At 62.4% G+C, this 26933-nt stretch carries 25 protein-coding genes and 1 tRNA gene; 14 read left to right on the top strand and 12 right to left on the bottom strand.

The genetic code is table 11. The annotated features are described in order from the left end of the window. The first annotated feature begins 366 nt into the window (after positions 1–366). From ACEW7X_RS06650 to ACEW7X_RS06640, 3 genes are read left to right on the top strand one after another with little or no spacing between them, the layout of a single operon-like run. A complete protein-coding gene (locus ACEW7X_RS06650) occupies positions 367–1353 on the top strand; it encodes a Fe(3+) ABC transporter substrate-binding protein (protein WP_420177914.1) in 987 nt (328 codons plus the stop codon). Between the two features lie 12 nt (positions 1354–1365). Further along, on the top strand, positions 1366–3042 hold the full coding sequence (locus ACEW7X_RS06645) for an ABC transporter permease (RefSeq protein WP_420177913.1): 1677 nt from the start codon (positions 1366–1368) through the stop codon (positions 3040–3042). After that, entirely contained in the window at positions 3039–3812 is a 774-nt protein-coding gene (locus tag ACEW7X_RS06640) for an ABC transporter ATP-binding protein (protein WP_420177774.1), read from the top strand. The genes ACEW7X_RS06645 and ACEW7X_RS06640 overlap by 4 nt, the downstream gene beginning before the upstream one ends. Positions 3813–3830: 18 nt before the next feature. On the opposite strand, the gene ACEW7X_RS06635 is transcribed toward ACEW7X_RS06640, so the two are convergent. Beyond that, positions 3831–4643: a hypothetical protein gene (locus ACEW7X_RS06635; protein WP_420177773.1), complete on the bottom strand. Its 813-nt coding sequence runs from the start codon at positions 4641–4643 to the stop codon at positions 3831–3833. Positions 4644–4886: 243 nt separating this feature from the next. On the opposite strand from ACEW7X_RS06635, the gene xth reads away from it, so the two are divergent. Together xth and ACEW7X_RS06625 are read left to right on the top strand one after the other, a co-directional pair. Continuing rightward, positions 4887–5669 carry an exodeoxyribonuclease III gene (gene xth / locus ACEW7X_RS06630; RefSeq protein ID WP_068368567.1) on the top strand — a complete coding sequence of 261 codons (783 nt, stop codon included), beginning with the start codon at positions 4887–4889 and terminating at the stop codon, positions 5667–5669. Between the two features lie 88 nt (positions 5670–5757). Then, positions 5758–5833, top strand: a tRNA-Ala gene (locus tag ACEW7X_RS06625). Positions 5834–6005: 172 nt separating this feature from the next. Here ACEW7X_RS06625 and ACEW7X_RS06620 read toward each other — a convergent pair. Next, a complete protein-coding gene (locus ACEW7X_RS06620) occupies positions 6006–7040 on the bottom strand; it encodes an HAD family hydrolase (protein ID WP_130486902.1) in 1035 nt (344 codons plus the stop codon). 43 nt (positions 7041–7083) lie between these two features. On the opposite strand from ACEW7X_RS06620, the gene ACEW7X_RS06615 reads away from it, so the two are divergent. Further along, the gene (locus tag ACEW7X_RS06615; protein WP_420177772.1) at positions 7084–7362 is read left to right on the top strand and encodes a hypothetical protein; all 279 of its coding nucleotides are present in this window, start codon (positions 7084–7086) and stop codon (positions 7360–7362) included. Between the two features lie 42 nt (positions 7363–7404). Here ACEW7X_RS06615 and ACEW7X_RS06610 read toward each other — a convergent pair whose 3' ends face one another. Beyond that, on the bottom strand, positions 7405–8079 hold the full coding sequence (locus tag ACEW7X_RS06610) for a hypothetical protein (RefSeq protein ID WP_068368582.1): 675 nt from the start codon (positions 8077–8079) through the stop codon (positions 7405–7407). 28 nt (positions 8080–8107) lie between these two features. Next, a complete protein-coding gene (locus ACEW7X_RS06605) occupies positions 8108–9004 on the bottom strand; it encodes a TSUP family transporter (RefSeq protein WP_238591317.1) in 897 nt (298 codons plus the stop codon). A gap of 332 nt (positions 9005–9336) precedes the next feature. On the opposite strand from ACEW7X_RS06605, the gene ACEW7X_RS06600 reads away from it, so the two are divergent. From ACEW7X_RS06600 to ACEW7X_RS06575, 6 genes are all read left to right on the top strand, one after another. Next, positions 9337–10350, top strand: coding sequence for a methionine ABC transporter ATP-binding protein (locus ACEW7X_RS06600; RefSeq protein ID WP_068368585.1), 1014 nt, complete (start codon positions 9337–9339; stop codon positions 10348–10350). Next, positions 10347–11015: a methionine ABC transporter permease gene (locus ACEW7X_RS06595; RefSeq protein ID WP_130486900.1), complete on the top strand. Its 669-nt coding sequence runs from the start codon at positions 10347–10349 to the stop codon at positions 11013–11015. The genes ACEW7X_RS06600 and ACEW7X_RS06595 overlap by 4 nt, the downstream gene beginning before the upstream one ends. A gap of 64 nt (positions 11016–11079) precedes the next feature. Continuing rightward, complete coding sequence (locus ACEW7X_RS06590) at positions 11080–11976, top strand: MetQ/NlpA family ABC transporter substrate-binding protein (protein ID WP_130486899.1); 897 nt, start codon at positions 11080–11082, stop codon at positions 11974–11976. A gap of 49 nt (positions 11977–12025) precedes the next feature. Continuing rightward, on the top strand, positions 12026–13378 hold the full coding sequence (locus ACEW7X_RS06585) for an LLM class flavin-dependent oxidoreductase (protein ID WP_130486898.1): 1353 nt from the start codon (positions 12026–12028) through the stop codon (positions 13376–13378). 69 nt (positions 13379–13447) lie between these two features. Continuing rightward, positions 13448–14794 carry an LLM class flavin-dependent oxidoreductase gene (locus ACEW7X_RS06580; protein ID WP_130486897.1) on the top strand — a complete coding sequence of 449 codons (1347 nt, stop codon included), beginning with the start codon at positions 13448–13450 and terminating at the stop codon, positions 14792–14794. A 70-nt stretch (positions 14795–14864) separates the two neighbouring features. Further along, the gene (locus ACEW7X_RS06575; RefSeq protein ID WP_130486896.1) at positions 14865–16175 is read left to right on the top strand and encodes a monooxygenase; all 1311 of its coding nucleotides are present in this window, start codon (positions 14865–14867) and stop codon (positions 16173–16175) included. Between the two features lie 25 nt (positions 16176–16200). Here ACEW7X_RS06575 and ACEW7X_RS06570 read toward each other — a convergent pair whose 3' ends face one another. The 6 genes from ACEW7X_RS06570 to ACEW7X_RS06545 form a co-directional block, all read right to left on the bottom strand. Then, entirely contained in the window at positions 16201–16944 is a 744-nt protein-coding gene (locus tag ACEW7X_RS06570; protein ID WP_130486895.1) for an ABC transporter ATP-binding protein, read from the bottom strand. Further along, positions 16941–17696, bottom strand: a complete 756-nt coding sequence (locus ACEW7X_RS06565) for an ABC transporter ATP-binding protein (RefSeq protein ID WP_130486894.1) — start codon at positions 17694–17696, stop codon at positions 16941–16943. Before ACEW7X_RS06565 ends, ACEW7X_RS06570 begins: the two co-directional genes overlap by 4 nt. A 9-nt stretch (positions 17697–17705) precedes the next feature. Then, the gene (locus tag ACEW7X_RS06560) at positions 17706–18581 is read right to left on the bottom strand and encodes a branched-chain amino acid ABC transporter permease (protein ID WP_068368603.1); all 876 of its coding nucleotides are present in this window, start codon (positions 18579–18581) and stop codon (positions 17706–17708) included. Between the two features lie 14 nt (positions 18582–18595). After that, positions 18596–19471 carry a branched-chain amino acid ABC transporter permease gene (locus tag ACEW7X_RS06555; RefSeq protein WP_068368605.1) on the bottom strand — a complete coding sequence of 292 codons (876 nt, stop codon included), beginning with the start codon at positions 19469–19471 and terminating at the stop codon, positions 18596–18598. 46 nt (positions 19472–19517) lie between these two features. Further along, on the bottom strand, positions 19518–20750 hold the full coding sequence (locus tag ACEW7X_RS06550; RefSeq protein WP_207224906.1) for an ABC transporter substrate-binding protein: 1233 nt from the start codon (positions 20748–20750) through the stop codon (positions 19518–19520). Positions 20751–20863: 113 nt separating this feature from the next. Further along, complete coding sequence (locus tag ACEW7X_RS06545) at positions 20864–22111, bottom strand: metal-dependent hydrolase family protein (RefSeq protein ID WP_068368608.1); 1248 nt, start codon at positions 22109–22111, stop codon at positions 20864–20866. Positions 22112–22247: 136 nt separating this feature from the next. Between ACEW7X_RS06545 and ACEW7X_RS06540 the strand changes: the two genes are divergently transcribed. Together ACEW7X_RS06540 and ACEW7X_RS06535 are read left to right on the top strand one after the other, a co-directional pair. Next, positions 22248–23168: a LysR substrate-binding domain-containing protein gene (locus tag ACEW7X_RS06540; RefSeq protein ID WP_068368611.1), complete on the top strand. Its 921-nt coding sequence runs from the start codon at positions 22248–22250 to the stop codon at positions 23166–23168. A gap of 75 nt (positions 23169–23243) precedes the next feature. Further along, the gene (locus ACEW7X_RS06535; RefSeq protein ID WP_083969452.1) at positions 23244–23717 is read left to right on the top strand and encodes an NUDIX hydrolase; all 474 of its coding nucleotides are present in this window, start codon (positions 23244–23246) and stop codon (positions 23715–23717) included. Positions 23718–23768: 51 nt separating this feature from the next. Here ACEW7X_RS06535 and ACEW7X_RS06530 read toward each other — a convergent pair whose 3' ends face one another. Together ACEW7X_RS06530 and ACEW7X_RS06525 are read right to left on the bottom strand one after the other, a co-directional pair. Beyond that, positions 23769–25421 (bottom strand): DUF4153 domain-containing protein, encoded by a 1653-nt coding sequence (locus ACEW7X_RS06530; protein WP_068368614.1) that lies wholly within the window; start codon positions 25419–25421, stop codon positions 23769–23771. Between the two features lie 218 nt (positions 25422–25639). Next, positions 25640–26881, bottom strand: coding sequence for a GGDEF domain-containing protein (locus ACEW7X_RS06525; RefSeq protein WP_420177771.1), 1242 nt, complete (start codon positions 26879–26881; stop codon positions 25640–25642). Positions 26882–26933: the final 52 nt, after the last annotated feature.

Here is a 26933-nt window from a genome sequence, read left to right as displayed (position 1 = left end):
CAGGAAACGGGCCGCATGCGCAGGCGTCCCATGGGCAGCCTTTTGCCAGTGGCGAAAGCCCCCTCCTCCCCGTCAAGCGAAAACCCACTGAAAATTCAGCCAGCATTCAGCTTTTGGTTTAATATTGATTCTCATTTTGGATATAAGCCCAGGATAGCGTCACGAAGAGCGCAGATCCATACAGGAACGCGGCAGACCGCAAGCGTCAACCCGTATCTGTCTGAAGCCCCTCCTGGATACGACCTTATTTCCGGGTTTGCCGGAACCACAGCGCCAGGCACAGGCTGTGCCGCCGCACCTCTATTATGGAGATCAACGATGCCGTCACGCCGTTCCGTCTTTGCCTTGACCCAAGCCGTCGTCCTGATGGGCTCGCTGGGCTATAGCGTCCTTGCCAGCGCAGCTGGCGACGTCAACCTTTACACCACGCGCGAACCCGGCCTGATCCAGCCCTTGCTGGATAAATTCACCGAACAAAGCGGCATCAAGGTCAACACCGTATTCGTCAAGGACGGGCTTGCGGAACGCGTGAAAGCCGAGGGCGAGCGCTCGCCCGCCGACGTGCTGATGACCGTGGATGTCGGCAACCTGCTGGATCTGGTCGATAACGGCGTGACACAGGCAACCCGCTCCGCCGTGCTGGAAGAAGCCATTCCTGCCAACCTGCGCAGCCCCGAAGGCCAGTGGTTCACGCTATCGCTGCGCGACCGGGTCCTCTACGCCGACAAAGACCTCGCGCTGGAATCCTTCAACTATGAAGACCTGGCCAAACCGGAATGGAAAAACCGGGTGTGCATCCGTTCGGGCCAGCACCCCTACAACGTTGCATTGATCGCCGCCTATATTGCCCACCACGGCCCGGAAGCTGCGGAGCAATGGCTCTCGGGTGTCAAATCCAATCTGGCCCGCAAGGCCACTGGCGGTGACCGCAACGTTGCGCGGGACATCCTGGGGGGCATTTGCGATATCGGCATTGCCAATGCCTACTACGTTGGCCAGATGCGCTCCGCCAAGGAAGGCTCGGACGACCGCAAATGGGGCGACGCCATCAAGGTCATACGCCCCACCTTCAGCAACGGCGGCACCCACGTCAATATCAGTGGCGCCGCCGTGGCCAAGCACGCGCCCAACCATGACAACGCCGTCAAGCTGCTTGAATTCCTGGTGTCCGACGATGCCCAGAGCCTATACGCCCAGGCCAACTTCGAATATCCCGTGAAAGCAGGTGTCGCGCTGGACCCGATCGTCGCCAGCTTCGGCGAACTGCAGGTCGATACGCTCTCGCTGCCGGAAATCGCCAAGCACCGCAAGCAGGCCAGCGAACTGGTGGACAAGGTCGGCTTCGACCAATAACCATCGCCGGACCTGACCGACGTGCACCATTTTCGGCGCCGCTGGCGCCCGGTCTGGTTGTTGCTGGGGCTGGCCACGCTGCTGGCCGCCTGCGTCCTGGCACCCCTGGCTTCGCTGGCCTGGGAAGCCAGCCAGGGCAGCGCAGGCCTCTGGCAACACCTGGGACGCAACGTACTGCCCGCCGCCGCCAGCAATACCATCGTGTTGCTGGCGGGCGTCGGGCTTCTGACGACGGTCCTGGGCGCAGGCTGCGCCTGGCTGGTAAGCGCCTATCGCTTCCCTGGCCAGGCGATTCTTTCGTGGGCGCTGCTGCTGCCCCTGGCCGTGCCCACCTATATCGTGGCATACGCCTACCTGGACCTGCTACACCCGCTCGGGCCGATCCAGGAAACCCTGCGCAACCTGCTGGGCTACGATTCCCCCCGACAATTCCGCCTGCCGGACATCCGCTCCCTGGGCGGGGCCATTCTGCTGCTGGGCTTCGTCCTGTATCCCTATGTTTACCTGACGGCGCGCATGATGTTCCAGACTCAGGCCGCCGGCCTGCTGGAGGCAGCACGCACCCTGGGCGCCACACGCCGGGGCGCCTTTTTCCGGGTAGCCCTGCCACTGGCCCGGCCGGCCGTCGCCGTCGGCGCCAGCCTGGCGCTGCTCGAAACACTCAATGACATAGGCGCCTCGGAATTCCTGGGGGTCCAGACCCTGACCGTCGCCGTCTACAACACCTGGGTCAGCCGTTCGGATCTCGCCGGTGCCGCGCAGATTGCGCTGTCCATGCTGCTGCTGGTCGTACTGCTGATCTGGCTGGAACGGCACGCGCGCCGCCGCCAACGCTACGCCACCACCCAGCGGCCGCGCCCCATGCAGCCCACCCGGGTGGCAGGCTGGCGGGGCTGGCTGCTGTGCGCCATCGCCAGCCTGCCCGTCCTGCTGGGTTTCGTCTTGCCGGCTGCCTATCTGCTGCAACAGACGCTGCGCTACTTCGACCGCCATGGCGCGCTCTCGCAGCAACTGGCGGCCAGCGCCATCAACACCATCAGCGTGGCGGCAGTCGCAACCCTGCTGACGCTGGCCGCCGGCCTGCTCCTGGCGGCCGCCCGGCGCCTGGCCCCTGGCCGCCATGACGAGCGCCTGGGCCTGTTGGCGTTGCGCATCGGCAGCCTGGGCTATGCCGTGCCCGGCACGATCGTGGCGATCGGCCTGTTGGCCCCGATGGCCTGGGTGGACCAGGGCATCAATGGCATCACTGCCTTCTGGGGCGACACGCCGCAGCTATGGTTGATGGGCAGCACCGCTGCACTGGTCCTGGCTTATCTCATCCGCTTTCTTGCCATTGCCGCTGGCGGCATTGAAGCCGGCTATGCCCGCATCCCGCCCGCCCTGGACCGCGCCGCCCGCAGCCTGGGGGAGGACGAAACCGGTGTGCTGCGCCGCGTCCATCTGCCATTGCTGCGGCCCGCATTGTTCAGCGCTGCGCTACTGGTGTTTGTCGACACCATGAAGGAACTCCCGGCCACGCTGCTGCTGCGCCCCCTCAACTTCGAAACGCTGGCAACCTGGCTGTATGCAGAAGCCGCTCGCGGCACCTATGAAGAAGGTGCTGTCGCTGCGCTGGCCATCGTCGCGGCAGGCCTGCTGCCTGTCATCCTGCTGGCCCGCGCCGGCAGCCGTCCCGTCATCGCGCCATGATCACTACGCCGTATCTTTCGCTGGAACAGATAACCCTGGCCTACCCCGGCCGTCCCGTCCTTGCGGACTTCAGCCTGCAGCTGGAACGCGGACACCTGGGCGCCCTGCTGGGCGCCTCCGGTTGCGGCAAAAGCACAGTGTTGCGCGCCATCGCCGGCTTCGAGCCGGTACATGCCGGCCGCATCACGCTGGAGGGTCGCCTTCTTGCCGGCGACGGCCGGAACGTCCCTCCCGAAGAGCGCCAGATTGGCATGATGTTCCAGGACTACGCCCTGTTTCCGCACCTGTCTCTGGCAAACAACATCGGCTTCGGCCTGCGGCGGCTGCCACGCGTTCAGCAGCAACGGCGCATCGCCCAAATGCTGGAACTGGTCGGACTGACCGGCCTGGGCCCAGCCTTTCCGCATGAAATATCGGGTGGCCAGCAGCAACGCGTGGCGCTGGCACGCGCCCTGGCCCCGGAACCCAGCCTGCTGCTGCTGGACGAACCCTTTTCCAACCTGGACACACTGACCCGCGAGCGGCTGGCCTTCGATGTCCGGGACATCCTCAAGGACAGCGGCGCCACGGCATTGCTGGTCACGCACAACCAGGCCGAAGCCTATGCCATGGCGGATCGCATGGGCATCATGATAGGCGGTACGCTACGCCAATGGGGCAGCCCCAGGGAGCTCAGCAATCAACCGGTGGACGATGCCGTGGCCGAATTCCTGGGCCTGCAGGACAATCTGGCCAGCCAGCGCGCGGCGGCACGCCAGCGCGCTTCTTGAGCCAACGCTGGTAAAGCTTCAGCCCCTGGCGCCGACTTCCCAATCCGTCGGCCCGGCGGCCGGGAACAGGCGTGCGCCCTGCTTGGTCTTGCGCGGCACGGGATTCGCAGGCCGCGCGGGCTCCCCCTTGCGCAGGAATACGGCGTCGGCCGAACACAGATGCAGCAGCAGCGCCGCGACCACCGGCAGCACGCGGGCCGTCTGTTCCGCCCCGTGTGTCGCATCCGCCTCGTCCATGCCTGCCTGATTGGCCTGACTTTCCCGTTCCGACTCCTCAATGGCGCCCTGCACGGCGGCAGCCAGCGTCGGCACACCCAGGTCAACCACCAGGGGCGTCAGCCCGGTATCCTCGTCCAGCAGCAGGCGCAATTCCAACGCGCCATTATTGATGTCATGTTCAAGATGCGCCCACACGCCATGCAGGCCCTGGTCCAATTCCGGCGTTTCAATATAGACGCCCCACTCCGGCAGGGTGAACAAGGCTTCGCAGGAAACCTCCAGGCTGGCCGGCGCCTGCTGCAGAGATGCCAGCAGCCCGGGCTGGAAACGGTAGATTCCCTGCGTCATGCGCCAGGCGCCCAATGCGGCCAGGCGGGAAACGTCCAGCAAGGACGCCAGGTTATGGATCTCCTTGCCCCCATGTTTGGCGCGCGCCACGATGGCGTACCAGCCGCCCAGGGGCAAATAGCACCAATCCTGCCAATGCGGCTTGCCGGGTTGGCCGTTGATCGAGCGGAACAGCTCGGCCTTCTTCCAGGCTTCGGGATAGGCAGCGGCGGCAGTAGACAAGGCCTCGCAGGCGCGGTGGGTTTTTCTTTGGATTTGGGGCATAGATCGCAGCCGGCATCCGTTCTGGCACATTGTGACAAACGGCATGACAGCAAAACTTGAATGAAAGCAGGGATTTTACGGGAGCCTGGCCCGGCGCGCTGCAAATACGCCCGGCCAGGACCGAGCCGCCACGCCCGCGCTGTTACCATTACGGATTGCCGGGCACCCTTACACGGTCGACGCCCCCAAACCGGCCGACCGGCCCTCCCGACACCCATCATCATCAAGAGGTCAAGCGCTCCCATGAAACTTGCAGCCTGGAACGTGAATTCCCTGAAAGTCCGACTGCCGCAGGTCATCGACTGGCTCAACACAAACCCGGTCGACGCCCTGTGCCTGCAGGAGCTCAAGCTGGAGGACGACAAGTTCCCGCTCGCCGCCTTCACCGAACTGGGTTACCACGCCGCCTGGGCCGGCCAGAAAACCTACAATGGCGTGGCCCTTATCTCGCGCCAGCCCGGTGCCGATATCGTACGCAACATCCCCGGCTTTGAAGACCCCCAACGCCGCCTGGTCGCCGCCACCCTGCCCGACCCGGCTGGCGGGGAAATCCGTGTCGTCAGCGTCTACTGCCCGAACGGCCAGGCACTGGACAGCGAAAAATATCCCTACAAACTGAGCTGGTTTGCCGCCCTGCACGAATGGCTGCGCGAAGAACTGAGCCGCTATCCCAAACTGGCCATCCTTGGCGACTACAACATCGCCCCGGACGATCGCGACGTCCACGATCCCGCCAAATGGGAAGGCCAGGTACTGGTATCGCCGCCGGAGCGCGCCGCCTGGACACAGCTGCTGGACCTTGGGTTGAGCGACTCCTTCCGCCTCTTTGAGCAACCGGAAAAAAGCTTCAGCTGGTGGGACTACCGCCAGGGCGCCTTCCGCCGCAATGCCGGCCTGCGCATCGACCACGTCCTGATCTCCGATGCCCTGAAGGACCGCTGCATCGCCAGCCTGATCGACAAGGCACCGCGCGCCAACGAACAACCCTCGGACCACGCCCCTGTCGTGGCCGAACTGAAAATCTGAACCTGAAGACAGCCAGACATCGGCGCAAAATTCTCCGCGCCGATGCTTGCCAAGCTGAAATGGCAGGCATATAATTTATCTCTTCATTGGGGCGGTAGCTCAGCTGGGAGAGCGTCGCGTTCGCAATGCGAAGGTCGGGAGTTCGATCCTCCTCCGCTCCACCAAAATTCCCAGTTAAAAAGGCACCACATTTTCGAATGTGGTGCCTTTTCTGCTTTTCAGGCCCGATTGCTTATTTCCGCCCAGGCCCCATCTGCAAAGATGCGCAGTACCGACCTTCGGATGTCAGCGTCCCCAGTCAGCAAACCGCTCACCGGGGTTCAAGTACCTGGAAAGTTATTCGAACTTGAAGATTTTCTTCCAGTCGTTTTTCATGCTGATGATGGACCAGTTCTTGCTGACGGCTTCGTCATACAGGTTCTGAGTGAAGGTGCCGACCTGCGTGTCGGGCAGGCCCTGGGCCGGGCCATAGGCGTATTCGCGCTTGGCATCGTCATGGAACACCAGCATGCCCATGCGGCGGCCGGGGCCGCTGGTGGTGTATTCCAGCATTTCTCGGTCACCCGTGGAGTTGCCGGCGGAGAAATGCGGCCGCTTGCCGATGAACAGGCCGATGCCCCTGGCCTTGCCACCAAAGTCGTCATTGAAGAACAGCGACGGTTGCAACGCCAGGAATGCCTTGCCGTCCTGGTCGTACTTGAATTGGGTGCCGAACGAGGTGCCGGCAATTTGTTCGACGGGGATGCCATAGACCGAGTCGCTGTAGGTACGAACGAAGTCCTGGCCTCCACCGGTGACGATATAGGTCTTGTAGCCATTGGCGCGCAGGTATTCCATCAATTCCAGCATGGGCTGGTAGATCAGGTCGGTATAGGGCCGTCCCCAGCGCGGGTCGCGTGCGGTGGCCAGCCATTTTTCGACGTCGGCCTGGTATTCCTCGACGCTGAGGCCGTCCTGCGCAAGAACGGCGATGCGGAAGATTTCTGCGGTCGATAGCACACTGATTTTCTTCATGTCACCGCTCAGGACCGTTTTGAACGGTTCCTGGTCGGCGTATGAAGGGTTCTTGCTGACGAGCTCGTTGGTCTTGCTCAGTATGTACAGATACTGGGAATACAGCGGGTGTTCCACCCACAGCGTGCCATCCTGGTCGAATGTGGCAATGCGATCTTTCTGGATGACAAAATCCTTGGAGCCCTCGGTGGTCGTGTCCTTGACGAATTCCAGGATGTTGCGTTTGGTCGTGCCCTCGTTCCAGGAAGGCAAGGGATCGGCGACGACTGCTGCCGGCGCCGCATTTTCCGCATGGACGGCAGGCAGTACAGCCAACAACAGCACCGCCGTGACACAGCGCGAGAACTGACGAATCATAGCCACATCCTTTTTTGAAATGAAACCTGAACCGGCATTATTCATGCCCAATCATTTCAATATAGCTGTCGCCGCGATTCTTTTCACGACATTGGTGCCGGCAATCGGCATAACCATCAAAAAGAAAGAAAAAACGACAGTGCAAGAAAAGAATGCCTCGTATTCTCAGACGTTCTGGATGCGAGGCAATCGACAGGAAGGTTTCATCAATGAAAAACGTGTATTCATTCCAGCTCCCTGCTGCCAATTACCGATGGTCAGTCCTTTACTAGCCGGCCTTGATCGTCAAGCCAGGCGAGGCCAATGGATTTGCTATTTATAACAGCCTCAGGAATACGGGATTTTCCTGGTTTGAATTGACCCATTACAGGCTTTCGATTCGTTTTTTTGCCCTGGCTGCCGCCTGTTGCACCATGACATGAGGATGAGTTTCGCAGCGCTCCACCAATGGCATCAACTGCCGGGCCGGACGCGCAGCGATCTGACGGCAAATGGCTTCCGGCACATACAGGTCTTCATCGCGCACCAGCAAGGCCAAGGCCGGCACATCGGAGAGATCCATTGAAGGAATGAGCGCCGGCAGCACATCCTCTGCGTCCTGCGTCGCCAGAAAATGCTGGCAGAACTGTTGCAATGCCGCCTGGTCGGTTGCCTGCCAAGCCTCGCCGGGCGCGACATCTTCCAGCATGCCCCCGGCAGCGCAGGCCTGCCTGGCTGCCGCCAGAAAAGCGTCGATATCCGCATAGACGATGCGGCTGTCGCCATCGTGCGTCAAGTAGAGCACGGCACCCCGCAAGGCTGCGCATCCAATGACGAAGTGGTGGCTGCTGGTGCCCGGGTCGTCAACGATGATGCCTTGCAGCACCTGAACCAAGGGATGGAAACTGCGGAATTGTTCCGTCTGCGCAATGGCGTCCGGCGAGGTGAACAGGCCCAGCGCCTGGCACCCTTCTTCCCAGCCGGATACTTGCTGAAAGTAAGTGGCAAGTTTTTCCGCCAGCGCCGCATCGCCAGTCAGCGGGATCAATTCGGAATTCATTGCTTGCCGTCCTTTTCAATCATAGGTATCAGAACAGTGTGCTGATGGCCATGCGCAAAGGGTTCTCGGCGGAACTCAGCAGCTTGATGGCCAGGGCGCAACAGACGACCACCACCATGGGTCTGACCAGCCGCGTGCCAACCTTGACGGCGCAACGCGCCCCCAGCTGGGCACCAGCAAATGCCCCGAATGCCATGGAAATGGCCAGCGGCCAGAAAATGGCCCCCTTCAACAGGAAGATGAACAGCGCCCCCAGATTGCAGGCAGCGTTGGCCAGTTTGGTAAAGCTGACGGCGCGCATGACAGGCAGGCCACACAGCAGTGTCAGGCCGACCATGAAAAAGGAACCCGTGCCCGGGCCGAAAACGCCATCGTAAAAGCCGATCAAGGGCGCCACCAGGATGGCGAACATCAGCAGTGTCATGCGCTTTTTACGTTTATCGTCGTCCAGCCTGGGCGCAAAGGCAAAGTAACCTGCCACCAGCAACAACAGGACGGGTATGCTGGCTTCCAACCAGTTCTTGTCCATATAGCTGACAAAAAGTGCGCCCAGGATGCCGCCCATCATGGAAAAAGCCGCCAGGACGCGGCCGGTTTTCCATTCCACCAGGCCCTTGCGGGCAAATGCCACGGTCGCCGAGACCGAACCGGCCGAGGCCTGGAATTTATTGGTAGCCAGCGCAGCCACCGGATCCATGCCTGCCAGGAAAAGCGCAGGCACGGTAATCAACCCGCCGCCACCAGCAATGGCGTCGAAAAATCCGGCACAGAATGCGACGGCCGTCAGGATGGCGATGATGTCAATGTCCATGGCGTAATACGTGATAGCCCAGTTGTAGGAAAAGCCCCAGTGATGGCGCGCCGCCTGGGGCGCCTGGGCAAATGGCAGACGAGCGGAAAACAGTGCCGCGCCGCCGTGACTCAAGAATACTCCTGCTGCATTGCCACAAACGTCTCCCGGGCACACTTTGTCCTTCTCTCCGGGCCGACATCGCCAAACGGGCAATTATCCCACCGTACTGCTGACATCAGGCTGTCCTGCTTACCCGCCCTCCCGGCATACGCCATGCCTGCCATGCACGGGCCGACATCCGTCCGGCCATTCTGTTCCGGCGCAATACATACATTGAATCCATAAGCACATTCCCCGGCCGCCCAATATCAATATAGAAATTCGGTCGTTGGTGCCTATCCCCTGCAATTCAATAATGCATTTTTCGGCGGCATTCCCGCCCTGTCTTTTCATGGTTTCCGACGATGGCTCATGCATTTCGCCTGGAACATGTCTCCAAGTCATTTAGCCGTGGCAAGGAAACATTGCCAGCGCTTTCCGATATTTCCCTGGAAATACCCAGCAATTCCTTTTTCGGCATTGTCGGCACTTCCGGCGCCGGTAAGAGCACCTTACTGCGGTTATTGAATCTGCTGGAGCGTCCGGATAGCGGCGATATTTATTTCCAGGATCAGCCCCTGGCCAATCTGCGTGGCGCGGCATTGCGCCGATACCTGAGCCGGGTTGCCACGATTTTCCAGCACTTCAATCTTTTTCACAGCCAGACGGTGCTGGAAAACATCGAGTTTCCCCTGTCCGTGCGTGGTGTGGGGCGCACGGCGCGCCGTCGCAAAGCCCTGGAGTTGCTGGAACTGGTCGGCCTGCAGGGCAAGGAAAAGGCCTATCCCTCGCAGTTGTCCGGTGGCCAGAAGCAACGCGTGGGGATTGCCCGGGCGCTGGTGGCAGATGCCGAAGTCCTGCTATGCGACGAAGCCACCAGCGCGCTGGATTCCGAAACGACGCTCGTCATTCTGGATTTGCTGCTGCAGCTCAAACAGCAACTCAACCTGACCATTGTCCTGATCACCCACTCCTGGGATGTCGTGCGCTATGCGGCCGATTCCGTCACGCTGATCCAGTCCGGCCGGATCGTCGAAGCGGGCAAGGTACGCGATCTGCTGCATGACGCGGATTCCTACCTGGGCCGGCAACTGCTGCCTGCCCCCGACCTGGGGCACGCCCCCCGCCCCGGCTGGGTGCGCTACGACCTGATCCTGCCGGATATCCGTGCCCAGGGGTCGTTCCTGTCCGATGCCGCACAACGCCTGGATCTGGCCTCTGCCGTGGTCTCCGGCGGTGTGGAACGCCTGGGCGGTGTCGATGCTGCCCGCTTCAAAGTGGATTTCGATTTTCGCGACAAGCCCTCAAGCCTGATGCACTCGCTTTCTTCCATCCTGCGTGAAAAAAGCATTGTGCTGGGAAAGGTAACGGAAACATGAATGCCCGTGACTGGACGATTTACCTGCCTGATTTCTGGGAAGCCCTGGGCCAGACCCTCTATATGACATTCTTTTCCGGGGTGCTGGTCATCGGGCTGGGGGTGGCCGCCGGCCTGGCGCTCTACCTCACTGCCCCCAATTCCTGGTGCCCTCGGCCGCTGGTCTATCACACGCTCAATACCATCGTGAATACCGGCAGATCCATTCCCTTCATCATCATGATCGTGATCCTGATCCCGGTGACTCGCTGGATCGTGGGCACGCCGCTGGGCCCGGTCGCGGCGCTGGTGCCGTTGACTTTCGGCTTCACGCCATTCTTTTCCAGATTGATAGAAGCCAATCTGCGCGAGCTGGACCAGGGCCGGATCGAAGCCGCCCGCGTCATCGGCGTCACCACACCGCAATTCATCTTCCGCATTCTGCTGCCCGAATCCCTCTCCGGCATCATCGCGTCGGCCACCATCATCCTGGTCGGCCTGGTGGAAGGCACCGCTGTCGCAGGCGCCATCGGCGCAGGCGGCGTGGGCGACTTCGCGCTGACCTACGGCTATCAACGCTGGTTCGTCGAACTGATTTTCATCGCGGTGATTGCCATGGTGCTCATCGTGCAGACCATCCAATTGAGCGGGGACGCCTGGATCCGGCTGCGCAAGCACAAACGCTAGCACCGGCCTCCACGCCCCCCGCTGCGCTGCGATTCCCTTCCGCTTTCACACAAGGAACCACACGATGCACCGCCCTTCCTTTCGCCCTGCCAAACGCAACGCGCTGCGTACTCTCCTGGCCCTGGCTTCCGTGACACTCACCGGGCTGCTGGGCAGCGTCACCGCACCGGCCCACGCCGCTGCCACGGTTTCCAACGAGCCGCTGAAGGTTTACGTCACCCCAACGCCGCAAGGCGATATCTTGCGCTATGTGCAGAAGCTGGCCGATGCCGACGGCAGTGGCCTCAAGCTCAAGATCATCGAAAGCAGCCAGGGCCTGGACGCCAACCAGTTGCTCTACAAGGGCGATGTCGATGCCACCTTGCTGCAGCACCGGCCTTTCTTCGATTCCTGGGTCGCTGCGCACCCCGAGGCCCAGGGCAAACTGGTCAATGTCGCCACACTGCTGGTCAATGTGTTCGGCCTGTATTCGTCGCGCTATACGTCCATCAAGGACATCCCGGATGGCGCGTCCCTGCTGGTTCCCAATGAACAGACCAATCTGCCGCGCGCATTGTTCATCCTGCAGCAGCAAGGCCTGCTGGAACTGAGCCACCCGCAGTCCGATGGATCTACGGCAGCTCTGGCCATAGACGAGAAAAACATCACCGCCAACCCTCGGCACTTCAAGTTCATTCCAACGGAAACCCGGCTGCGCGCCAAATCGCTGCCGGACGTGGAGGCCTCGTTCATCAATGGCGACATCGCCCTGACCCACGACATCGACCCGCAAAGCGCCCTGGCCCTGGAGGACAAGCACAACAACCCCTATGCCAACGTACTGACCACGCGCACGGAACTAACGTCCGACCCGCGCCTCCAGCGGCTCGTGGACTACTTGGTGGGGGAGCAGGTCGCAGCCTTCATCAACGACAACTATCGAGGCTTCGTGGTGCCCGACCAGCAGCGCCTGCAACCCTGAACCGCACGCTCCCCGCCGCCCCGCCCTACCGATCAGAAAAGGCTACCGCATGAGCACCGCTACCCCGCGCCAATTGCATCTGAACGTCAACGCTTGGCTTCAGGGATTTGTCCCTTCCGCCTGGCGCGTGCCGGAAAACGACCCGCTCGGCTTCATCGACGTACAACACTATATACGCATTGCCCAATGGGCCGAGAAAGGTAAGTTCGACGCCATTTTCCTGGCAGATTCCGTCACGACCGACGGGCTCGCGACAGGGCCGGTTACTGCACTGGAACCCACCCTGGTCCTGACAGCCATTGCCATGGCGACCACGCACCTGGGCCTGGTCGCCACGGCTTCCACCACCTACAACGACCCGTACAACCTGGCGCGGCGTCTGGCCTCGCTGGACCTCATCAGCGGCGGACGCGCAGGCTGGAATGTCGTCACCACGGCTGATGCATCATCGGCGCGCAAGTTCGGCCAGAAAGACGTGCTGGCCCACACCGACCGCTACCGCCGCGCCGATGAGTTCGCCACGGTGGTCAAGGCGCTGTGGAACAGCTGGGAGGATGACGCGCTGCTGGGCGATGCCGCCAGCGGCCGCTTCGTGGATACCGCCAGGCTCAACACCGTGCATCATGCGGGCGAGTTTTTCCAGGTCGAGGGCGTGCTCAACCAGCCACGTTCGCCACAGGGGCATCCCGTGATTTTCCAGGCAGGCGGATCGGCTGATGGCCAGGCCCTGGCTGCGCGCCATGCCGAAGCCGTGTTCTCCGCGTCGCAATCCTTCGAGGAAGCGCTGGCCTATGCCCAGGGGCTGCGCCGCCACGCCCGGGCGCTGGGTCGCAGCCCCGACGGCGTCAAGGTCCTGCCCGGCCTTGGCGTATTCCTCGGCGGCACCCAGGCCGAAGCCCGCCAGCGCCACCAGGAGCTCATCAATCTCGTGCCCGTCGAACACAGCCTGAACCGGCTGGCCGGCAGGCTGGGCGTGGCACCGGAGCAACTCAAACTGGACGAACCCCTACCGCAAGACTTGCCACTGCCCAACAACGGCAATGGCGGCCATACCTTTTTTCGCGCCATCCTGGCGCGCTCACAGCAGAGTGGCCTCACATTGCGGGAATTTCTGGGGGAGTTTGCTGCCGGCGGCGGCCATCGGGAGATCGTCGGCACGCCCGAACAAGTGGCCGACGACATCGAGCATTGGTTCCGCCATGGTGCCGCTGACGGTTTCAACCTCATGCCGGGGCTGCTGCCCAGCGGCCTGCAGGATTTCGTCGAGCAGGTCGTGCCCTTGTTGCAGCAACGCGGCCTGTTCCGCCAGGACTACGCAGGCCGCACCCTGCGCCAGCACCTGGGGCTGCCCGTTCCGCAGACACAGACTGTCACGACAAGCCATACCGCCAGCGCCGCCTGATGCCTGCTGCCGCTCTCCCGCAGCGGCGCTAGGACCATTCCATCCCTTTTCGCATGTACTAGGAATTCCATGTCTCACATACCTCGTCAAATCCGCCTGGGTGCATTCCTGATGCAGACCGGCCACCACATTGCCGGCTGGCGCCATCCGGGCGCGCAGGCCGATGCTGGCAGCAATTTCCAGCACTATGTTGCACTGGCCCGGCAAGCCGAGGCAGCCCATTTCGATGCCATTTTCCTGTCGGATTCTTCCGGTATCCGTGGCACAGACCAGGCATCGCTGGCACGCACCGCCCGCAGCGATTTCTTCGAACCCGTCACCCTGCTGTCGGCACTGGCCGCCGTCACGCAGAAGATCGGGCTGATCGCCACGGTCTCAACCTCGTTTCACGAGCCCTATAACGTCGCACGCAAGTTTGCGTCCCTGGATCATATTTCCGGCGGGCGCGCCGGCTGGAACCTGGTCACGTCCAGCGGACGTACCGAAGCCCAGAACTTCAATCGTGACGAACTCGATGAGCACGCGCTGCGCTACGAGCGCGCCACCGAGTTCCATGACGCCGTGCTGCGGCTCTGGGACAGCTGGGAAGACGACGCCTTCCCGCGAGACAAGGCCAGCGGCATCTACTTGGACACGACCAAGCTGCATCTGCCTGATCATCGCGGCAAGCATTTCCGCATTCGCGGGCCGCTCAATGTCGCGCGTTCGCCCCAGGGCCGCCCGGTGATCGTGCAGGCGGGCGCGTCGGAAGCAGGCCGTGCACTGGCCGCCCGTACAGCAGAAGTCATTTTTGTCGCGCACCAGACACTGGAAGAAGCCCAGGCGTTCTATGCCGATATCAAGAACCGCTTGCCTGCGCAGGAACGGCAGCCCGATGACGTCAAGATCATGCCCGGCATTTTCCCGGTCATTGGCGCCAGCCTGGCGGAAGCCGAGGAAAAATTCGAGCAATTGCAGGAACTGGTCGACCCTGCTGTCGGCATCGCCCTGCTCTCAAGCACGCTAGGCAACGTCGACCTGTCCGGGTTGGCGCCCGACGACCCGGTCCCCACGCTGCCGGAAACCAATGGCCCGAAAAGCCGCCAGCAGTTGCTGCTGGACCTGGCGCGCCGTGACGGCCTGAATGTCCGCCAACTCTATCTGCGCATTGCCGGCGCACGCGGCCACCAGCAGGTCGTCGGCACGCCCAGCCAGGTAGCGGACTTCCTGCAGCACTGGTTCGAAAACGGCGCAGCCGATGGCTTCAACATCATGGCGCCGTGGCTGCCTGGCGGGTTGAACGATTTCATTGCCCATGTCGTACCCGAATTACAGCGCCGCAAACTGTTTCGCACCGCCTACGAAGGCAACACGCTGCGCGAACACCTGGGGCTCAAGCGCCCGGCCCATCCCGCTGCCTATCCGGCTTACGCCTGAGCGCAACGGCGGCCGCTCCTGGCGGCCTGCCGCCTCTGCCCGCCCTTCTTTCCTTCTTCGCGAGACTGCCATGTCCGAGCTTCTGGAACACACCGCCCCCCCATCCTCCGCCACACAAGCGCCAGCGCCTGATACATCCCAGGCCATTCACGCCGCCTGGGGTGCCAACCCCAGCGAACGTTATGAAACGCTCGCGCAAACCTGGCGGCCGGTCTTTGCCCGCATTCGCGCCAGCGCGGTCGAACGCGACCTGCAACACCGCCTGCCACACGCGGAAATCGGCTGGCTGCGGGAAGCAGGATTCACACGCCTGCGCCTGCCGGCGGCACAAGGCGGGCATGACGCAACGCTGCCTGAACTCTTCGGATTGCTGGTGGAACTGGGCGCTGCCGATACCAATGTCGTGAATGCCCTGCGCGCCCACCTGGGCTTCACCGAAGAAGTCCTGAGCGCCGACCCGTCCGCCTGGCGCGACTTCTGGCTGGACCGCCTGGCCCAGGGTGACCTGATAGGCGCCGGGCTTTCCGAAGCCGGCCCGGCCAAGGTAGGCAGCTTTGCCACACGCCTGGCGGCCGGCCCTGACGGCCTGCGCCTGGATGGCCGCAAGTTCTACACCACCGGTTCGCTGTTCGCCGACTGGATCTCCGTTGCCGCCCAGGACGACAGCGGTGACACGCACTACCTGCAAGTGCCGCGCCGGGCGGCTGGCGTGGAAGTCGTGGACGACTGGGATGGTTTCGGGCAGGCGCTGACCGCCAGCGGGACGGCAATCTTCACCAACGTAGCGATAGACGATATCTGGATCAAACCAGGCGCGACACGATTTCCTTACGCCGTGCCCTTCTATCAGCTGGTGCACCTGGCCTCGCTGGCCGGTATCGGGCGTGCCCTGGCGGGCGATGTCGCCCAGCGGCTGCGCCAGCGCGACCGGGTCTACAGCCACGGCAACAGCGCCAGCGCCGCTCAGGACCCCCAGCTTCTGCAAGTGGTGGGGCGCACCCATGCAGCCGCCTACACGGCGGGCGCGCTGACGCTGCACGCCGCCCAGGCCGTGCAACGCAGCCATGATGCGCACCTGCAGCGCACGGCAGACAGCGATGCGCACGAACAGGCGGCCGCCATTGCTCACGTGGAAGTGGACCAGGCCGTTTCCGTGCTGACCCGGGTCGTGCTGGAAGCCAGCACGGAATTGTTCGATGCCCTGGGCGCCTCGGCCACGCTGCGCCAGGCCGGGCTGGACCGCTACTGGCGCAACGCACGCACGATTTCCTCCCATAACCCGCGTGTCTACCGCGAGCGCCTGGTAGGCGACTTCGCCGTCAACGGCACGCCCCCACCCACCTATTACCGGGTCGGAATCAACGAAGCCGGGTCTCGCTGACGGCACCGCCGACAGGCTTGCGTGCTCAGGTGTGCGTGGCCGTGCCCAGATACAGTTCCGTCATTTCCGGGTCGGCAAGCAAGCCTGCCGCCGCCCCGGAAAGCACCACCTTGCCCTGGTCCAGGATATAGCCGCGATCGCTGATTTCCAGCGCCTGGCGGGCGCGCTGCTCCACCATCAGCACCGCAACCTTCAATTCCTTCAGGCGGCGGATCACGTCGAAGATGGATTGCACCAGGCCGGGGGCCAACGCCGCCGTCGGTTCATCCAGGATGATGACCTGGGGCGCGCGTATCAGGGCGCGAGCAAAGGCCAGTTGCTGGCGTTCGCCCCCCGACAGCGTGCCGGCACGCTGGCCCAGCCGGGGCTTGAGCGCCGGAAAGATGGCCAGCATGTCGTCGATCTGCCGGCGGCTGACACGCTTGTCCGCCACCAGCAGGTTTTCCTGTACCGTCAACGTGCGAAAAACGTTCGTGACCTGCGGCACGTAGGCCAGCCCGCGCTCGATACGCGCTTCCGTCGCCAGGCCGCTGATGTCCTCGCCCAGCAGTTGCACGCTGCCCGAGGTGCGCGGCAGCAGACCCAGCAGGGCCTTCAAAAAGGTAGACTTGCCTGCGCCATTGGTCCCGGCGATGGTCACGATTTCTTCCGGCCCTACCCTCAGGTCTATGCCGTGAATGATATTGACATCGGTATAGCCGCCAGCCAGTTGCTCGATGGTCAGTGCATCGACGCCAGCGGGTGTTCCGACAGATAGTCCTGCGCTCATATCACGCCCCCCATATAGGCATCCTGCACGATTTTCGAATTGAGGACAGTGGCCGGATCGCCCTCGGCAATCACCTTGCCCTGGTCCATGACATACAGCCGCGAGGACAGGCTCCTGAGCGCCTGCAGGTGATGCTCCACGATGAGGAGTGCAATGCCCTGCGCCTTCAGGCGGGTGAATATTTCCATCATTTCACCGATGCGTACCGGATTGACCCCGGCAAAAGGCTCGTCGAGCAGGATGATGGAAGGCTTTTGCATCAGTACCCGCGCCAGTTCCAGCAACTTCTTCTGGCCGCCGGACAATTGCGACGCCAGCAAGTCCCGCACATGGCTGATGCCCAGCATATCCAGTATGCCGTCTGCCTGCCGGGTACGGCTGGCAACGGTTTCCCGCATGCCTCGCCGCCCCAGCCATGCAGTCAGCATGTTTTCCTGGCGCTCGTCCTGCGCTGCCACCAACAGGTTTTCCAGCACGGTCAGGCGCCCGAACTCACGCGGCACCTGAAAAGTGCGGCACAGCCCCTGCCCCGCACGCCGATAGGTCGGTTGCCCCAGGATCTGCCGACCCTGGAACAGGATGCTGCCCGTGGTGGCGGGCAACTGGCCAGCGATGGCAGCAAACAGCGTGGTCTTGCCTGCGCCGTTGGTTCCTGCCAGGCCGATGGTTTCACCCGCATCGACACGCAGGCTGGCCTGGTCCACCGCCTTGAACGGACCATAGGTCACGGTTACGTTTTCAACAACCAGCATACCGCCCCCTTACTGTGCTTTGCCGAAGATGCCTTGCGGCCGAAACAGGCTGAACGCCACCAGCACGCAGCCGATGACACCCAGGCGGATATGCGCCAATTGCACGTCGGAAATACCCGGCAGGAAATCCCCCAGGAAACGCGACCCTTCCAGGATCAGCACCAGCACCAGGCTGCCCAGCAAGGCGCCGCGCATGGTGCCGACGCCCCCCAGGATGATGGACATCCACACGTAGAAAGTCACCAGCGAGATGAACTGCTCGGGCGAGATATAGCTGATGAAATGTGCATAGAACGCCCCGGCCAATCCGCCCAGGAACGAGCCGAACATCAAGACCTTGATCTTGAAGACCGAGGTTTTCTTTCCCAGTGCTACCACTGCCACTTCGTTGTCACGGATGGCGCGCAGCACGCGGCCGAAACTGCTGTGCTGCAACAGATAGACCGCCAGCATGGCCAGCAATACCGTCGCGATGATGATCAGCGCGAACATGCGATTCTGGCTGGCGCCCGCCCAGGCCGTAAGCGGCGGAATGGAGGCAATGCCCTGAACCCCATTGGTCAGCCAATCCTCCTGCTGGACGACGATGCGCACAGTTTCGGCAAAGCCCAGCGTCACGATGGCGAAGTAGTCCTCCTTGAGCCGCAGGGCGGCCATGCCGATGGGAATGGCCGCCAGCGCCGCGATCAGGCCGGCCAGCACCATGGACAAGACAATGGGCACGCCGCGCTGCGACAGAATCGCCGTCGCGTAGGCGCCAATGGCAAAGTAGGCCACGTGCCCGAAATTGATCAGGCCCGTCTCGCCGTACTGGATGTTCAGGCCGATGGCCAACAGGGCATAGATGGCCCCGATGATGCAGATAGATAGCAGATACGCTTCCATGGCTATCCCTTGGTTCAACGAGACTTTTCAACGGTGCCGAGCAGGCCCGAGGGGCGCAGCATCAGAACCAGTATCAGCACGGCGAAGGAGACGACGATCTTGTAGCTGGGGCCGACGAATGCGACTGACAGCTCCTGCGCCACGCCCATCAACACAGCGCCCAGCACCGCGCCGACCGGATTGCCGATGCCACCCAGGATGACGGCAGAAAACGCAGGAATCACGAATTCCCAGCCGAACTCCGGCAGCAACACGCTTTTGGATGCGATCAGCACCCCGCCCAGCGCGGACAATGCGCCGAACAGGGCCCAGAGGAACCAGACCGGCCAGCGCGACCTTATCGCACTGGCGCGCGCCAGCTCCGGGTTGTCAGCAATGGCCCGCAGCCGGCGGCCCAGGTCCGTGTAGCGGAAGATGCCGAACACCACCAGCAACGTGGCGACGCTGGTCAACAGCACCCAGAGGTCAGCGGGCAGCAGCCGAACGCCGTGGAAATTCCAGGCGCGCACCAGGGGAAAGTCGTACACCTGGGGCTGGCTGCTGACCAGCAGTTGCAGCACGCTGCGCATCATGAAGGCCAACCCGACGGCCGCCAGCAGATTGACCACCATGGACGCCTTGCTCAGGCGCCGGAAGACAAAATGCCAGGTCGCCAGGCTGAGCACCATGCACACGGCCATCGCGCCGCCGACCGAAAGCGCGAAATAAGGCAGTCCGACCGACTGGAATGCCAGTGCGGCATAAGCCCCCACTGTCATGGTGTCACCCACCGCAACGTTGGGGAACTTCGAAATGTCCAGCACCAGGGTCAGGGCCAGCGCCGGCAGCGCGATGACCATGCCCTCGATGAGACCATTGAGGATCAGGTTGATGAAGAAAGTACCGGACATATCCGACGACGCTCCAGCAATGAAACAGAACCGGTCGCCCGGGCAATCAGTCCAGCGAAATCGTGTCGACGCGCTCGAACTTGCCGTCCCTGATCGCATAGACGCCGAAATCCGGGTTGGAATCGCCGTATTCGTCGAAATTCAGGCGGCTGGACGCCCCTTCGTAGTCGATGTCCTTGCCTGCATCCAGCAGTGCCTTGCCCTGCGCATAGGAATAGACCTTTTCTCCGTCCGGATTGGAGACTGCTCGGATCTGGTCGCTGATCTGCTGCGGCGTGGCGTCGGCGCCCGCCTTGTGCGCAGCCAGCGCCAGGCTGATCACCATGTCGTAGGTCATGGCCGCATAGACGTTATCGGCCAGGTCTGCGCCGGTTGCCTGGCGATAGCGCTGGTTCAGGTCCTTGTAGCTGTCGGCATCGGAGTTGGAAACCGTATCGACGGAAATGATGCCATCGGTCACTTCCTGGCCCAGCGCCTGGACCAGTTCGGTATTGGCGGCCCAGCCGGGAATGATCCAAGCATTCTCGGCGCCGGAATGGAACCACTCGCGCAGGATGATGGTGGTATCTGGCAGGTAGGAACCCATGACGATCACGTCCGGATCGGTTGCCAGCACCTTCTGCAATTCCGAGCGGTAGCTGCTCCGGTTGGGCTCATACACCACATTGGCCAGTACCTTTCCCCCCTTGGCCTCCCAGGCCTTGATGAAGCCATCAGTATTGCCGCGCCCCGAGGCATTGTTGAAAGCCATGGTCGCTGGCTTCTTGTAGCCATTCTTGGCTGCAATTTCCGCAAAGGCGCGGCCAAAGCGGTCATTGGTCGCCTGGAAGCGCCAGACCAGGTCTTTTTTGTCGATTTCTGAAATTGCGGGCGCTCCAGACACATTCATCTGGATAATGTTGGCGGCGTCGGTCAGCGGCAGCACGGCCAGCGTCACGCCCGACGCCCAGGTACCCAGGATGGCCTGCACCTTGTTGATTTCGATGAGTTTCTTGGCGGCGAGCACGGCAGCTTGCGGCTGGGTCTGGCTGTCTTCGGCGATCAGGCGCAGGGAACGCCCCGCCATGCCGCCCGCGTCATTCACTTCCTTGACGCCGATCTCCATGGCCTTGAGCATATTGCCGCCGTAAGGCGCGCCGGCCCCGGTGACAGGCACCAGCCCGCCGATCAACAATTCACCACCGGACTGCGCCTGCACACCCGCCGACAGGGCCAACGCCACTGCCAGCGCCCCTGTTGCCTTGATCATGTCGCGGCGCTTGAAGGTCTGCTTTTTCATTTGTCTTCTCCTGATGCTTTTATTGTTGTAGGTCCGCGCTCGTCGCTGGTACCCGCGTGAAACCGCCATGCGCGCCCGGCCCTCCTCCCCCGGTCCGGGCACGCGGCGCCGTATCAACGGCGCAAGGTATTTTTCATCCACGTCCCCTGCTTCATGATGCCGCGCAGGCGCGCGCCCTGGTCCAGCAGTACATTGATATCTTCCAGCGGGTTGCCATCCACGAACAACAGGTCGGCATGTGCGCCCGGACGGATGGTGCCCAGCAGTCCTTCCTGCTGCAGCACCTCGGCGGCCACCGTCGTCGCCGAACGGATGGCGGACAAATTGCCTAGAACATCCGCATGCAGCGCCAGCTCCCTGGCCTGCTGCTCATGGGTCGCGCCCAGCAGGTCCGAACCGAACGCGATTTTCACGCCTGCGCGGGCGGCCACTGCCAGCGCCCTCAACCCGGCTTCGCGCACATCGTCGATTTTTGGCCGCAGTTCATCCGGAAAGCCATAGCGCGGCCCGTCGCGAAACAGCGCGTCGTAGGTGATATTGGTCGGCACCAGATACGCGCCATGGCGCGCCATGACCGCCGCGCTGGCATCATCAAGCAGGTTGCCATGCTCAATGGTGCGCACACCGCACTGGACTGCACGCTCGATCGCCCGGGGCGTGTACGCGTGCGCCATCACGTAGGTGCCGGCATTGGCGGCTTCTTCAACGATGGCGCGCAATTCGGCTTCGGAATAGCCCAGGAAATGAATCGGGTCGTTGGGCGAAGCCACACCGCCAGAGGCCATGACCTTGATCTGCGTTGCGCCTTTCTGGATCTCCTCGCGAACGGCCAGCCGGACATTATCCACACCATCGACGACACGAGCGATTGCACCCAGCCGGTGGCTACAGGCGCACGGCTCGATCACATCGTTGCGGGCGCGGAAATCACCGTGCCCCCCTGTCTGCGACAAGGCCCTGCCCGATGGGAAAATGCGCGGTCCGGCCACCAGCCCGGTTGCGGTTGCCTGGGCCAGCGAAAAATCCGCCCCCCCGGCATCGCGCACTGTCGTGAAGCCACGTTGCAGCATCCCCTCCAGAATGGGAATGGCACGGAAACTGATGAGAATATTGGGCACCATGGCATTGCGGCCCAGATTCATGTCGGACGCAATGGCATGCACGTGGCAGTCGATCATGCCCGGCATGACAGTCAACCCGCCGACGTCTATCGCATCGGCCGGCGCTGCTGCGTCCTCCGTGATGGCCGCAATGCGGCCATCACGCACCTCGATACTGCGGCCCGATTCCAGCAGCCCCGTTTCCGGGTGCAGAATCGTGCAATGCTTGAAGGACACACGCCCGATGTCTCCGGTTTCCATACCCAACCACCTCCTCGACAGTCCTGTATTGTGTTTTTGTTGTTACCTTATGTGCCAAGGATAAGAACAGCCCCGAGACCCGGCAAACCAAAAAATCTGATGCACGCATGACATTTGGGAATGGCACTTTCGACCAATGAAAAAAATATGTCCCTCCATCACCGAGCTGCAGGCTTTTGAAGCCGCCGCCCGGCATTCCAGTTTCACCAAGGCCGCCAGCGAACTGTTCGTTACCCAGGGAGCCATCAGCCGGCAGGTCGCCAACCTGGAAACTTATCTGGGCACCCCGCTGTTCATGCGCCAGAACAATCGCCTGCTACTCACCGAGGCTGGCGAATTCCTGCTGGAACAGGCGCAGGAAGCACTGCGCATTCTGGTGGACGCCAGCAACCACATCGTCTCCGGGCGCGGGCAGCGTCAATACGTCACGATCTCCGTGCCCCCCACACTGGCCACCTACCTGCTGATGCCACTGCTGGTGGACTTCTACCGTGAGCATCCATCCATACGGCTAAACTTCACCCCGCACGATCACCAGCAGAATTTCCTGGCCAACGAACATATCGACGTTGCCATACAGTTCGGCGAAGGCGCCTGGCCCGCGATGATTTCCAGCTATCTGGTCGGCAAGAAACAAGCCGTGGTGTGTTCGCCAGCCTATGCACAGGCGTGCGGGCTGCAGGATGTCTCCCGTTTCCCGGATGCCACGCTGCTGCAGCACTTCAACGTGCCGCATGCCTGGGTACAGTGGTTCCGTGAACGCAAACTGCCGGTTTCCACAGCGCATCTTGGCCCCAATTTCGGCCAGTACGACATGATCATCGCTGCGGCCAAGCTGGGCATGGGCGTGGGCCTGGTGCCGCGCTGCCTGGTCACGCAGCCCCTGCGCAGCCAGGAACTGATCGAACCCGTTCCCACACCGGAACTGGCGCGCCAGGGTTACTTCCTGTGCGTGCGCAAGGAACGCAGTAACGTGCAGGCCGTCAGCACCTTCGTCAACTGGCTGATGAGCCTGGACTTGCCTTCATACGTACATACCCAGTCCCGACCGGCCTGAAGCGGCGGGCTAGAATGACCGCATTCATGGCGCTATTCATGGCCGCATTCCCGACTCGTTTTCTTTCCCGCACGCATGACCGCAAAAAACCAGCCGTCTTCCGCCGATAGCCCGGTTGCCACCGCCCCCGCAGGCCCCACCGTTGCCCTTGCAACCGCCGCGCTGGTGGTGCTCAAGGAGCAATCCCTGTTGCTGGCCTTCAGCAACAACAAACAAGCCTGGTACCTGCCCGGCGGCAAAATAGATGCGGGAGAAAATGCGCAGCAGGCGCTGCTGCGCGAAATCGAAGAAGAACTGGACCTGGTGCTGGATACCGGGCGCTTGCAGTTTCTCTGCCATGTTTCCGCCCCCGCCTATGGCGAGGCGCCCAACGTGGTGATGGAACAGGACTGCTTTCTCTATGACGCCCGGGACGACCGCTTCATTGCCAGCCAGGAAATCGGTGATGCCCGCTATTTTTCTTTTGCCGAATACCGGCAGCAACCCGTACAGGTACCGGGCGTGCTGACCATGTTCGGCATTCTGCGCGAACGCGGGCTGCTGGCCTGAACGCCCCTGCCCGGCCCGCTGCAAACTGGTGCCGGCAAGCCGGCATTTCGATCACCGATCAGGCAACACGCCTATGTATCCGTCCCCCAGCTGCAGCACCTGGAACGGCGGGGTAACGATCTGCAGGCCATCTGCATACAGGCGGTCGATCAAGGCGGCAGCATCCAGCCGGTTCACCCCCTGCCCCCAGTCCCGCTCACGCCGCCAGGCGCCATCCTCGCCGCTTTGCGAAAACACGCTGATGCCTTCCACGGACTCATTGGCAAATACGATGGCCAGTTCGCCCGGCAAGGCTGGGTCCAGGCGAGCAAACACCACCAGGCAGCTCGGATGCCCCGCAGGCGTCAGCACACGGCAAGAACGCAGCACTTGCTCCACGTCCCAGCCTGGATAATTGCCGGCCAGGTCTTCGCGCAATGCGTGGTCTGCCGGCAGGCTGGGCAAGAGAGTCACCAGCAACTGCCGCATTTTCTCTTCGCTGCGATCGTCTTCTTCCTGATTTAACGCTTGGTCCAGACGGCCTTCCAACGGCCCGCCCGCCCCGGTCAGCCGTTCCAGCGCACGCTGGCCTGGCTTACCCCAGGAAGATTGCATTTCCGACAGCGGCACCTGTTCCGGCGGCAGAAGGCCCGCCTCGAAACGCGATACCTGCGACCAGACCGACAGCGCCTCCGGAGACAACAAGCGCGCCAGCCACAATACCGCCAGCAGCGCCATTGCCAGCGCCATGACGATATTCGCCTGGCGCACCCTTGCCATCCAGGCCTGGCGCCGCAACACTGCCCAGAAGTAGCAGATTGCGTAGCCCGCCGCCACCAGGACTGCGGTCAGGGCGCATACCCGCTGCGGCGTCAAGCCGTGCTGGTCGATACGCAGCCAGACGGCCCATACCGCCACGCCGGCAAACAGCGGCATGACCAGTCCCAGGCCTCGCGAGGCAGCGCGCAGCAGTGGCGATGGGCTGGCATTTTCATCATCTTCGGCGATCACCGCGGAAATCAGGGTCGAGGCACCGAACACCGCGCAAACACACAATGCTGCCAGCGACAGGCCTATCGTGCCCCGGAACGGCAAAGCCACGATGAAGACCACCATGACGACGAAAAGCACCGGGGTCAGCAGGCGCAACAAACGCAGCAGCAGGACCGGAGAGACATAGCTGCCCAGCTCGGACGAAACCGCCAGGCCCAAACCGAGCAGGCAGCCCGTCACCATGACGGTTACCGGGGCATGGGTCAGTACGTCCCGCACGATGTCGATGCCGACAAAACCCAGCAGCTCGCTGCTGGCGATCAACACCACCCAGGCGATGCCCGAAAAAACGAAGGCAGCCGCCCAGGCGCAAACAATATCCCAGCTATGGGCGAACAAGAGCCGGTAGTCGCGCCAGCCGCCCGGCTGCGACAACCCTGCCGCAAGAAAGGGCACGGCAATCACGGGCAGCAGTGCCATGCCCACCCACATTTGCGGCGCCTGGAGGAACTGCTCCACTTCGGCATAGCCTCCCATGCCGATCAACACCAATACGCCACTCAGCAACGCCAGCCCCCCCGCTGCGCTCAGCGCTCGCAGCAGCGGCAACCTGGGCAGCAACGACAGGGCAGCAAAACCCAAGGTTCCCGCCGCTACCAGCAAAATTACCCAAGTGGCCTTGTCCTCGGCCTGGTTCAGCAAGGTAAACAGCCACCAGCACAACAGGCCCATAAGTACGCCAGCCGTACCTAATTGAAAACGTCTCTGATAAACGGGATTTGCCAGGCTCATACGCTGCTTGAAGATAGACATTCGAAACCGGCGCGAGCCTACGGCCAGCGCCACGACGACGGCAGTATGCCATCCTGGCACGATCTGCCCACGCACGCGGCACCGTGGTGTCGTAACACATCTGCAACGTTTGCGAGAAATTGCTGCGGGCACCAGGCTCAGGGGCAGGCCTTGCCTTCCGCCTGTTGTCCGGCGAGCGGCGAGCGCGCTTGCACTCCCACCGCCACGGGTTTCTCGATGCGCCATTCGGGTGGCGCTTCAACGATGCAGTCGCGCCCCCTGGATTTCGCGACATACAGGGTTTCATCCACCCTGGCCATCAGTTCTGCCAGCGTTTCGCCCGGCTTGTAGACCCCCACCCCAGCGCTGAAGGTATAGGGCAGTTCTGCCCCATCCACCATGCATGGCACCGTCTGGATCAGCCGCTGCATGCGCTCCAGCATCTTGACGCCCTCGGCCTGTGAGGTTTCCGGACTGATGACGATGAACTCTTCGCCCCCCATCCGCCCGAAAATATCGCTGGCCCGCAGGCTACCGCCAACCAGACCGCCGAAATGCTTGAGCACACGATCGCCTACGGCGTGGCCGCGGCTATCGTTGATGGCCTTGAAACGATCCAGGTCTATCATCGCCAGCGACAGCGGCCGGCCGGTGCGCACGGCCGTGCGCAGGGCCCGTTCCGCTTGTTGCAGGCAGGTACGCCGCATCAACGCGCCAGTCAGTTCATCGACACTGGCCATATGCTCCAGCCGGCGCACCAGCCGATCATGCACCAACATGACCATACCCGCCGCCAGGCAAGGCAGGGCCACGATTGCCAGCCCCAGGAACAGCGTGGTGGCGACCGAGGATTCCAGCACGCTGGTCTGGTGCAGCCAACCCAGCCCATAGGCCAGGCCGCGTGCCGCGTGCGCCAGGCCGCCTATCGCAGCGGCAACGCAGACAAAACGGTAGGCATAGGAAAAATGGCCGTCCGGGCGGATGCGGTAGCTGATCCACGCCACCGAAAAGTAGATATAGGCATGGAAGGCGGACACCAGGGCGATGCGGGCGTTGACGTTATCGTACTGGTAGGTCCAGTACGCCAGCCCGGCCAGGATGAGCAGCCAGGCCACGTATTCACCGCTCTTGACTGGCTTGGTTCCGGCGAATTTCCGGCACCCCTGCAGAATGATCAGCAAGCCCAGCATCAGCAACTGATTGGCCAAAAGCACCGATATCGCCTTGGGCCAGCCATAGCTTTGCATGCAAATCAGCAGCAGGGAAAAAATGGAGAGTGAACAGCCCACGAGCCAGTCGCGCACGCCGGAAACCCGGGTGCGCAACATGGAACCCAGTACCCCGAGGCTCATCAGGGCGGAAACGATAGTGACGATAAAAATGCTGACGGGATCTGGCATGAGGCAGGCAAGATAAGCATGGCACGCGTCGGACTGGTCAACTCGCGCATTC

Source organism: Kerstersia gyiorum (assembly GCF_048595715.1).
In the GTDB taxonomy this organism is placed as follows: Bacteria; Pseudomonadota; Gammaproteobacteria; order Burkholderiales; family Burkholderiaceae_B; genus Kerstersia; species Kerstersia gyiorum.
The sequence above is the reverse complement of the archived record's forward strand: the minus strand, read 5'-3'. Positions and strand labels throughout refer to the sequence as shown.